Genomic DNA, 7494 nt, shown 5'->3' with positions numbered 1-7494 from the left:
GCTCTACGGCGCCGGGCTCGGCGCCTACCACGCCGGCGCGGAGTGGGGGTTCTGGCCGGGCCCGACCGATTGCGGCGGCGGAACCGGCGCGAACCCGGCAGCCGTCGGCGATTTTCTGAACGCGTTGCAGACGACGAAGGTCGTCGACTGCTCGACCGCGGCGATGCGGGTGCTCGGCGTCTCGCTCGCCGGTTGGAACGCGGTCATCGCCTTCGTGCTCGCCGGCATCGCCGGCACGGCCGCAGCGAAGCCCTGAGCGACCCGACGCGATCGCTTCCGAACGCCCGGCCGCGTCGACCGCGCGATCGATCAGTTGCGATCGTCGGGCATCGGCGGCAGGGGCGCGACGTCGATGCCCTCGTCGATCAGGGCGCGGGCCTCGTCCGGGCTGGCCTGCCCGTAGATCGCGCGCTCCCGCGTCTCGCCGTAATGGATCTTGCGCGCTTCCTCCGGGAACCGCGTCCCGACATGCTCGGCCGATGCGACGACGTGCTCGCGCAGGCTCCGCAGCATCTCGCGGATGCGCCGCTCCGGCTCGGCGATCATCGGCACCGGGGCGGGTGCGACGGGCACGGGCAGATCCGCGTCCGCGCCGCCCACCGGGCGCCCGCGGTCGGTGCGGGCGAGGCTCGGCGCCATCAGGCCCTTCACCACCCGCGACGTGTCGCAGACCGGGCAGGTCACGAGGCCGCGCGCCGCCTGCGCGTCGAAGGACTCGGACGAGGGAAACCAGCTCTCGAAGCCGTGCCCGGCCTCGCAGACGAGACTGTACCGGATCATGCCGTCACGACGGGGCGGTTCCTGGGGAGCCGACCCGCTCGACCGTGAACGGGCGCCCATGTTGCAGCGAGGGGATTCGCGCGCGCGCATCCGCGACCGCGGAAAGGTCGATCTCGGCCAGGATCACGCCGGGTTCGGCGCCGCCGGCATCGGCCAGCACCCGGCCCCACGGATCGACGATGAGCGAATGCCCGTAGGTCTCGCGACCGTCCTCGTGCGTCCCGCCCTGGCCGGCCGAGATCATGAACGACCCGGTCTCGATCGCGCGCGCCCGGTGTAGCACGTGCCAATGCGCCTCGCCGGTCTGCCGGGTGAAGCACGCCGGCGCCGTCAGCACCGAGGCGCCGGCCTCGGCGAGCGCCCGGTAGAGGGCGGGGAAGCGGATGTCGTAGCAGATGCCGAGCCCGATCTCGGCCCACGGCGTCGGCGCGACGACGGCGCAGGCGCCGCCGGTATAGGTCGAGGATTCCCGCCAGCGCTCGCCGCTCGGCAGGTCGACGTCGAACAGGTGCAGCTTGTCGTAGGCCGCGACGATCGCGCCGTCCGCACCGATCAGGAAGGCGCGGTTGGCGATCTTCTCGCCGGCGCGGATCGCGAGGGAGCCGATCTGCACCACCGTCCCGGTCTCGCGCGCCGCGTCGCGAAGTGCGGCCAGCGTCTCGTCCTCGTCCTGCCCGCGCACCACCGCGAAGAGCCGTGCGCGGTCGCGCTCGACCAGCGAGGTCATCTCCGGGGTCTGGACGAACTGCGCGCCGCGCGATGCCGCCTCCCGCACGCCGGCCACCGCCGCGTCGCGGTTCGCGCCCGGGTCGCGACCCGAGCGCATCTGCACGCAGGCGGCGACGAAGCGGGTCTCAGGCATTCGCGGAGGCCTTCAGCAGCGCATCGAGCTTGCCGGCCTTGTCGAGGGCGTAGAGGTCGTCGCAGCCGCCGACATGGGTCTCGCCGACGAAGATCTGCGGCACGCTGGTGCGTCCGCCCGCGCGCGCCATCATGGTGGCGCGCTCGGGGGGCGTCTTCTCGACGTCGATTTCACGGAATGCGACGCCCTTCTCCTTGAGCAGGCTCTTGGCCGCCGAGCAGTAGGGGCACCACGCCGTCGTGTAGATCGTAACCGGATTCATGGGCGTGTTCGCGTCCCGCGGATGACACGACCATATAGGGGTCGGCGGTCCCGATCGCCTATGGCCGGAACGTCACGCCGGCCGCCTCAAGCGGCGAGCAGCTTCTCGACCTCGTTGACCAGATCGCGCAGGTGGAACGGCTTCGACAGGACCTTCGCGTCCTTGGGAGCCTTCGAATCCGGGTTGAGCGCCACGGCGGCGAAGCCCGTAATGAACATCACCTTGATGTCCGGGTCGAGCTCGGTCGCCCGGCGGGCGAGCTCGATCCCGTCCATCTCCGGCATCACGATGTCGGTCAGCAGCAGCTCGAACGGCTCTTCGCGCAGGCGATTGTAGGCCGACAGGCCGTTGTCGAACGACAGCACGTCGAAGCCGGCATTCTGCAACGCCTTGGCCAGGAACCGGCGCATGTCGTTGTCGTCTTCCGCCAAGAGAATTTTCATCGGACGGTTCCGGACCCTCGAATCGCAACGTTCTTTTCATAAAGGGAGCCAACGGTAAACAAGACGTTAGGATTTGCCGCCCCTGCGAGGTGACAGGCCGCACCGCGCGGCCATGCCGGAGCCCGCCGGCACGGTAGACAGGCCGCCGCCGCCGCCCCACAGTGCGGCCCTGACGTTGGCCGTTCCCATTCCCGACGGTGCGCCTCCCCGCCGATGACGCTCCCCTTTCCGCATCAGACAGACGCCTTCGGCTTCTCGCCCGCCTTCGCCGTGGACGAGCCGACGCGGCACACGCTGCCGTTCGTGTTCAACACCGGCCATTCCGGGTCGGTCTACCCGGACAGCTTCCTGAAGGCCTCGCGGCTCGACGCGCTGTCGCTGCGCCGGTCGGAGGACGCGCATGTCGACCGGCTGTTCGCCCAGGTGGTCGAGCTCGGCGCGCCGCTGCTGCGCTGCAATTTCCCGCGCGCCTATCTCGACGTGAACCGCGAGCCCTACGAGCTCGACCCGCGGATGTTCGAGGGCCGCCTGCCGCCCTTCGCCAACACGCGCTCGATGCGCGTCGCCGGCGGCCTCGGCACGGTGCCGCGCGTCGTCTCGGACGGGCAGGAGATCTATGCCGCGCGCATGCCGGTGGACGAGGCGGTGGCGCGCATCGACGGGCTGTACAAGCCGTATCATCGGGCTTTGCGCGGCTTGATCCTGCGCACGGTGCGGGAATTCGGGCGCTGCATGCTGATCGACTGCCACTCGATGCCGTCGTCGAGCCTGGGGCGCGATCACGATGCGCGGGCGGACTTCGTGCTCGGCGACCGCTTCGGCACCGCCTGCGACCCGGCGCTGATCGACGCTTTCGAGGCGGCCTTCCGCGCCCGCGGTTACAAGGTGGTACGCAATAAGCCCTATGCCGGGGGCTTCATCACCGAGCATTATGGCGAGCCGAACATCGGCCGGCACGCGCTGCAGATCGAAATCAACCGTGCCCTCTACATGAACGAGGCGAGCCTCGCGATCACGCCCGGCTTCTTCGACTTGGCCAAGGCGCTCGGCGAGGCGATCGTCGAGGTCGCCGACGACCTCGGCTCGGAGACGCCGATCGGCATCGCCGCCGAATAGGTCGATAACGGCCCCTCGTCGGATCGGGCGCAGGGCGCCGCAGGTCCTTCCGAGGTTGCCGGTCGTTCTCCGGCAATCCTCGCCCGCGAGCGGGCAAGACCGATCAGCCCGTCCCCGTCATCCCGGGGCCGCGCAGCGGAACCCGGGATCCAGAGACGACGACGGCAGGATCGAGTACGGCCTGCGGTTCCGGATCCCCGGATCCGCCTTCGGCGCCCCGGGATGACGAGGAGCGTGCAGAACCGTGGTTGCGTGAAACCGATGACCCCGGGCCCGACCACACACGGCGGGCAGTCCTGCGACCAAGAAAAAAGGCCACCCCCGAAGGAGCGGCCCGAAGTCTAGGGAGGAAACGCCCAAGAAGGGCTGCCGGACCGCGACGCCATCGCGATCCCGCAATGCACAAAGTAAATTGCGGCGCACAAAACGCAAGCGGAATACCCCTACCGGTTGCGCATACCCCGCCCGCTCCGGCTGCACGTCCGCAGCCGCCTAACCGTCCGCCAGAAGCTTCGCGATCTCGGCCTTGAGCGGGCCGGCCAGGTCCTTCCGGTCGAGCGCGTAGGCGATGTTGGCGGTGAGGAAGCCGAGCTTGGAGCCGGTGTCGTAGGTGCGGCCTTCGTAGTGCATGCCGAAGAAGTCCTGCTCGGCCATCAGCTTGATCATCGCGTCGGTGAGCTGGATCTCGCCGCCCGCGCCCTTCTCGCCATGCTCGAGGATGCCGAAGATCTCCGGCTGGAGGATGTAGCGGCCCGAGATGATGAAGTTCGAAGGCGCGGTGCCCTGCTTCGGCTTCTCGACCATGCCGGTGACCTCGAAGGTCTGGCCGAAGGTCTCGCCGACGCTGACGATGCCGTACTGATGCGTCTCCTCCGGCGCGACCTCCTCGACGGCGACGACGTTGCCGCCGTGGCGCTCGTAGGCGGCGAGCATCTGGCCCATGCAGCCGCGGCTGAGCATGTCCGGCAGCAGCACGGCGAAGGGCTCGTCGCCGACGATCTCGCGGGCGCACCACACCGCGTGGCCGAGGCCGAGCGGCGCCTGCTGACGGGTGAAGCTGGTCTGGCCGGCGGCCGGCAGGTCGCGCTTCAGCTCCTCGTAGGCCGCGGTCTTGCCGCGCTCCTGCAGCATCCGGTCGAGCTCGAACGCGATGTCGAAATGGTCCTCGATCACCGCCTTTCCGCGGCCGGTGACGAAGATGAAGTGCTCGATGCCGGCTTCCCGCGCCTCGTCGACCACGTGCTGGACGACCGGCCGGTCGACCACCGTCAGCATCTCTTTCGGGACGGCCTTGGTGGCCGGCAGGAAGCGGGTGCCGAGGCCCGCGACGGGGAGGACGGCCTTTCGGATCGGTTTCATCGAGCAAAAACCCAAACGTGGGAGTTGGACGGGCCGGGCGTTCCGGGCAACACTAGCACGGCAAGCGGACGGCTTCGCGCCGTAGCGCGGCACGATTGAGCATTATCGGTTAAAAGCAAGCTTCCGCTTGCTGGTTGGCGCGGTTTCTTTCAGGGGCAACGATGGCGGTTCTGGTCACGGGTGGTGCCGGTTATATCGGCAGTCACATGGTTCTCGCCCTGCAGGATGCCGGGCGGGAGGAGACGGTCGTCCTCGACGACCTCTCCACCGGGTTCGACTGGGCCCTGCCGCCGGAGGTGAAGCTCGTGCGCGGCGACGTCGGCGACCCCGGCCTCGTCACCGAGACGATCCTGCAGAACCGCGTCGATGCGATCGCCCATTTCGCCGCCCGCATCGTCGTGCCGGACTCGGTCGCCGACCCGCTGCACTACTACCTCGCCAACACGGTGAAGACGCGCGCGCTGATCGAGACCGCGGTGCGCACCGGCGTGAAGCACATCATCTTCTCCTCGACCGCCGCGGTCTACGGCGAGCCGGAGACCGTGCCGGTGCCGGAGGACCTCGCGACCAACCCGATCAACCCCTACGGCCGCTCGAAGCTGATGAGCGAGTGGATGATCCGCGACGCGGCGGCCGCGCACGGCTTCAGCTACGTCATCCTGCGCTACTTCAACGTCGCCGGTGCCGACCCGCGCGGGCGCACCGGGCAGTCCACGCCGAACGCCACCCACCTGATCAAGGTCGCGACGCAGGCGGCCCTCGGCCAGCGCCCGCATCTCGAGGTGTTCGGCACCGACTACCCGACGCCGGACGGATCGTGCCTGCGCGACTACATCCAGGTCTCCGACCTCGCCGAGGCGCACCGTGTCGCCCTCGACCACCTGCGCGCCGGCGGCGAGAGCCTGACGCTGAATTGCGGCTACGGCAACGGCTATTCGGTGCTCGAGGTGATCGAGACGGTGAAGCGCGTCTCCGGTCGCGACTTCCCGGTGCGCCTCTCGCCCCGCCGCCCCGGCGATCCGGCGCGGATCGTCGCCGAGGCGTCGCGGATCCGCGAGCAGCTCGGCTGGCGCCCGAAGCACGACGACCTCGACGCGATCGTGCGCCAGGCGCTCGACTGGGAAGACGCCCTGCCCAAGCGCAACCGGCACTGAGGCCGTGCGCCCGATCCGCGCCGCGCTCCTGGCCCTCTGCCTCTCCGCCGCTCCGGGCGGCTCCCTCGCCGAGCCTGCCGCCGTCGGGCAAGCCGGCCGGGTGGACACGTTTGCCGGCTTCGTCGCGGCTCTCCGCGCTGATGCGCTCGCGAAGGGCATCGCGCCGGCGACCTTCGATGCGGCGTTCCGCGGCGTCGTGCCCGACCCCGCGGTGCTCGCCCGCACCAAGGGGCAGAGCGAGTTCGCGCGGCCGGTGTGGGACTATCTCGTCGGGGCGGTCTCGCCGGCGCGGATCGCCCGCGGCCGGGCCCGTGGAGCGGCGCTCGGGCCGACCCTCCCGGCGATCGAGGCGCGCTACGGCGTTCCGGCCTCGGTGCTCCTCGCGATCTGGGGCATCGAGTCGGATTTCGGCGCGAGCGGCGGTTCGGTGCCGACGATCCGCGCGCTGGCGACGCTCGCCGCCGCCCGGCACCGCGGCACGCTGTTTCGCGACGAGTTGCTCGCCGCCCTCGCGATTCAGCAGCGCGGGGACGTCGCGCCGGACCGGATGCTCGGCAGCTGGGCCGGCGCGATGGGACAGGTGCAGTTCCTGCCCTCGACGTTCCTGGCGCACGCGGTCGACTTCGACGGGGACGGCCGCAGCGACATCTGGGCGAGCGACGCCGATTCCCTCGCCTCGATCGCCGCCTACCTTAAGGACCTCGGCTGGAATCCCGCGATCGCGTGGGGCTACGCCGTCCGCCTGCCCGAGGGCTTCGACCTGACGCGCTACGCCGCGGACCTGCCTGAATTCTCGCGCCGCGGCGTCAGCCGGATCGATGGCGGCCCGTTGCCGGACAAGGGCGGAGCGTCCGTGTTCCTGCCCGGCGGCGCCGGCGGGCCGGCCTTCCTGATCACCGACAACTTCGAGGTGATCCGCGGCTACAACACCTCGGATTCCTACGCGCTGGCGGTCGGCCATCTCGCCGACCGCCTGGCCGGCGGGCCGCCCCTCGTCGCACCCTGGCCGAGCGCGGCGTCCCGCCTCGACAAGGCCGGCCTTCAGGCCTTGCAGACGGGCCTCGCCGCGCAGGGCCTCTATGCCGGCGAGGCCGACGGCCGCGCCGGGCCGAAGCTGCGCGAGGCGATCCGGCGCTACCAGATCCGCGAAGGCCTGACCGCCGACGGCTACGCCACGCCCGCCCTGCGCGACCGTCTCGCGGGCCGGATCGACGCCAGGCCGCGCTGAGGCCGACCCGTCGAGGCCCGGACCTCGCGCCGCACGGCGGCGGCGTTCCGCCGGGCCTCAGGGATTCCGGTCTATGCGATCCGGCATGACAGCCGTCCTAAACGTCCGTAGCGCCGTCCTGGACACAGGAGGAGGCTCCGATGATCGGGCGTTTTATGAGGGGCGCCCGCGTGTTGCATCGTCGACCGCGCTTCGCGCGAGCCGGCATCCACCTCGCCTGAAGGCGCTCTCAAGACACGTCCGATCCGAGCGGGCATGACGTCGAACCGTCCGGCGATGCCGGCCGCCAA

At 70.4% G+C, this 7494-nt stretch carries 9 protein-coding genes; 4 read left to right on the top strand and 5 right to left on the bottom strand.

From position 1 onward, the window contains the following. Window positions 1-256 (top strand): disulfide bond formation protein B (locus MKK68_RS03510; RefSeq protein WP_244028737.1); only part of this gene is annotated, 256 nt, incomplete at its 5' end. Window positions 257-309: 53 nt separating this feature from the next. Here MKK68_RS03510 and MKK68_RS03505 read toward each other — a convergent pair. The 4 genes from MKK68_RS03505 to cpdR all read right to left on the bottom strand — a co-directional run bounded on the left by MKK68_RS03505 (window position 310) and on the right by cpdR (window position 2347). Next, window positions 310-780, bottom strand: a complete 471-nt coding sequence (locus MKK68_RS03505; protein ID WP_243949578.1) for a DUF1178 family protein — start codon at window positions 778-780, stop codon at window positions 310-312. Between the two features lie 4 nt (window positions 781-784). Next, complete coding sequence (locus MKK68_RS03500) at window positions 785-1642, bottom strand: carbon-nitrogen hydrolase family protein (protein WP_244028735.1); 858 nt, start codon at window positions 1640-1642, stop codon at window positions 785-787. Further along, window positions 1635-1904, bottom strand: a complete 270-nt coding sequence (gene grxC / locus MKK68_RS03495) for a glutaredoxin 3 (RefSeq protein ID WP_243949577.1) — start codon at window positions 1902-1904, stop codon at window positions 1635-1637. The genes MKK68_RS03500 and grxC overlap by 8 nt, the downstream gene beginning before the upstream one ends. A gap of 86 nt (window positions 1905-1990) precedes the next feature. Next, window positions 1991-2347 (bottom strand): cell cycle two-component system response regulator CpdR, encoded by a 357-nt coding sequence (gene cpdR, locus MKK68_RS03490; RefSeq protein WP_147727374.1) that lies wholly within the window; start codon window positions 2345-2347, stop codon window positions 1991-1993. Between the two features lie 213 nt (window positions 2348-2560). Between cpdR and MKK68_RS03485 the strand changes: the two genes are divergently transcribed. Then, window positions 2561-3463, top strand: a complete 903-nt coding sequence (locus tag MKK68_RS03485) for an N-formylglutamate amidohydrolase (protein ID WP_244028733.1) — start codon at window positions 2561-2563, stop codon at window positions 3461-3463. A gap of 492 nt (window positions 3464-3955) precedes the next feature. Here the strand turns inward: MKK68_RS03485 and MKK68_RS03480 are convergent, their stop codons facing one another. Continuing rightward, window positions 3956-4822, bottom strand: a complete 867-nt coding sequence (locus MKK68_RS03480) for a UTP--glucose-1-phosphate uridylyltransferase (RefSeq protein WP_244028731.1) — start codon at window positions 4820-4822, stop codon at window positions 3956-3958. A gap of 161 nt (window positions 4823-4983) precedes the next feature. On the opposite strand from MKK68_RS03480, the gene galE reads away from it, so the two are divergent. Together galE and MKK68_RS03470 are read left to right on the top strand one after the other, a co-directional pair. Further along, on the top strand, window positions 4984-5976 hold the full coding sequence (gene galE, locus MKK68_RS03475) for a UDP-glucose 4-epimerase GalE (RefSeq protein ID WP_244028729.1): 993 nt from the start codon (window positions 4984-4986) through the stop codon (window positions 5974-5976). A 4-nt stretch (window positions 5977-5980) separates the two neighbouring features. Then, window positions 5981-7204 (top strand): lytic murein transglycosylase, encoded by a 1224-nt coding sequence (locus MKK68_RS03470; RefSeq protein WP_244028727.1) that lies wholly within the window; start codon window positions 5981-5983, stop codon window positions 7202-7204. The last annotated feature ends 290 nt before the right edge of the window (window positions 7205-7494 follow it).

This window comes from Methylobacterium sp. E-016, assembly GCF_022829745.1.
Taxonomy (GTDB): domain Bacteria; phylum Pseudomonadota; class Alphaproteobacteria; order Rhizobiales; family Beijerinckiaceae; genus Methylobacterium.
The sequence above is the reverse complement of the archived record's forward strand: the minus strand, read 5'-3'. Positions and strand labels throughout refer to the sequence as shown.

Coding starts and splice junctions, on each gene's coding strand:
- MKK68_RS03505 (WP_243949578.1), bottom strand. CDS start 780: ATGATCCGGTACAGTCTCGTCTGCGAGGCCGGGCACGGCTTCGAGAGC.
- MKK68_RS03500 (WP_244028735.1), bottom strand. CDS start 1,642: ATGCCTGAGACCCGCTTCGTCGCCGCCTGCGTGCAGATGCGCTCGGGT.
- grxC (WP_243949577.1), bottom strand. CDS start 1,904: ATGAATCCGGTTACGATCTACACGACGGCGTGGTGCCCCTACTGCTCG.
- cpdR (WP_147727374.1), bottom strand. CDS start 2,347: ATGAAAATTCTCTTGGCGGAAGACGACAACGACATGCGCCGGTTCCTG.
- MKK68_RS03485 (WP_244028733.1), top strand. CDS start 2,561: ATGACGCTCCCCTTTCCGCATCAGACAGACGCCTTCGGCTTCTCGCCC.
- MKK68_RS03480 (WP_244028731.1), bottom strand. CDS start 4,822: ATGAAACCGATCCGAAAGGCCGTCCTCCCCGTCGCGGGCCTCGGCACC.
- galE (WP_244028729.1), top strand. CDS start 4,984: ATGGCGGTTCTGGTCACGGGTGGTGCCGGTTATATCGGCAGTCACATG.